Raw genomic sequence first — 1,820 nt, 5'->3', positions numbered from 1 at the left:
GGTGCACACGAGTATTGAGCATAGTCGAGATTGGTGCAGATCACTTCTGATATTGAACTGTCAGGAGCTGGCTGCACAACAGCCATTACGCCCAATCAACTGGTGCAGTCGTCTTCTGAAAATGACAAACAGTCCGAGAACCAGGCGCTGGTATGAAAGGGAGCATGCCAGCCGTCGCCCTTTCCGGGACGACATGCCCTTGACGGATTTGCCGATCACTGCGCCTGTCGTGGTCGTTGAAGACGCGACCGATGTCATTGAAGTCGTCGGGAAACGTACCGAAGAAACCCTTAAAATTGATCGCCGAACCTATCAGGTCCGCGAAACTCCTCATTCCGCCCAGAAGAATGCCGTCCAATTGTTGCGCGGCCTCCCGGCGGTGACCATCACCCCTGACGACCGCATTCTGGTGCTTGGATCTGGATTGACCCGGATCTACGTGGATGGCCGCCCTTACATTGGCGATGCCTCGCAATATCTGCGCACGGTGCACGGTAGCGATATCGAGCGAATAGAGGTGATTACCAATCCCTCCGCACAATTTTCGTCTGAGGGCGCAGGTGGCATCATCAATCTGGTGCTGCGAAAATCACGGGTGGAGGGACTGTCTGGCAACGCAAGCCTGGAAGAATCCAGTTATGGCTATGCCCTTGGCGATACGACCCTGAATTACAAAGCTGGCAACTGGACTTACCAGCTGAAGGGGGGAGGCAATGCCGGCACCATGCTCCGCAGAAGCTATCGCAAGGAGCGCAGCGTTGGGATGCAGGATGACAGCCCGCCGACAGTTAACCGGGAGACGGGTCTGTATACCTATGCTGGTACTGTCGGACGTCTTAGCGGCAAAGCGTCGTACAAATTGGGCGCCAGAACGAGCGTCTCAGCACAACTGGGCGGTGGCGGCGGGCATGATATTGTCACAGACAAAGTCGATTATGTTGCCGTTACCCCGGACTTCGCGCCTTTTTCAGAACGTCGCCGCCTCAGCAGTATAGGGAGCTATGTTACCGGAGAATTGAGCTTCGATCATAAGGGCAAAAAAGAGGGAGAGGCGCTCAATGCGGCTGTCCAGTTTTACACAAATCCCAATGTGCATGATGTGACTGACGCCCGATTCAGCGATGGACGCCTCTATACGCTCGACGTGCGCAAGCCCTCCACGTCGATCGATGTCCAAATTGACTGGAAACATCCCATGGCTGTGGGGCAACTTCTTTCGCTGGGCAGCGCCTGGCATGTTGATGACACTACGCAAACCTATCGATTTATGAGCAACGATAGCGACGGTTTGTTCGGCTCCGACATCAACGATGCGTATGATGCGCGCAGCGCTACCCTCTCTGCCTATGCGTCGTTCCAGCAGACATTCGGGGCTTTAACCGTCGCACCGGGCTTGCGCGGTGAAGCAAATCGCCGCCAAATTTCCAGTCCCGGCGTCGCGACGATTCAGATAAACAGGGCCGGCCTCTTCCCCAGCTTTCACGCCAGTTACCGGTTCAACAAAAAGCTGCAGTTCGGAGCCAGTTTCAGCAAGCGGATAGACAGGGTCCCGCTGGAATATCTGCGCCCCTATGGAACGGTCGAGGATGCCTACACCCTTTTCGAAGGGAACCCTCGCCTCAAGGATCAAAGCACCAATGCCTACGAGGCCAGTGTGCAGTTTCGCCCTGGAAAAATAGAATTGGGAGCTACTGTGTCAACGGCGGAGCAAAAGTCGGCCATTCGGCGGCGTAAAACCAGGCCATCGTGTTACATGCCGGGGGGAGTGGCGTGAGGGCGTAGCCCGAGGGCCACTCCCCCCGGCATTGGTGTAATTTTCA

The 1,820-nt window shown here is 55.8% G+C and carries 1 protein-coding gene; it reads left to right on the top strand.

Annotated elements, in window-relative coordinates:
* Positions 1-199: 199 nt before the first annotated feature.
* On the top strand, positions 200-1,774 hold the full coding sequence (locus BRX37_RS26125) for a TonB-dependent receptor domain-containing protein (RefSeq protein ID WP_318276976.1): 1,575 nt from the start codon (positions 200-202) through the stop codon (positions 1,772-1,774).
* The last annotated feature ends 46 nt before the right edge of the window (positions 1,775-1,820 follow it).

Origin of the sequence: Sphingomonas sp. S-NIH.Pt3_0716 (assembly GCF_003950715.1) — a bacterium.
In the GTDB taxonomy this organism is placed as follows: domain Bacteria; phylum Pseudomonadota; class Alphaproteobacteria; order Sphingomonadales; family Sphingomonadaceae; genus Sphingobium; species Sphingobium yanoikuyae_A.
The sequence above is the reverse complement of the archived record's forward strand: the minus strand, read 5'-3'. Positions and strand labels throughout refer to the sequence as shown.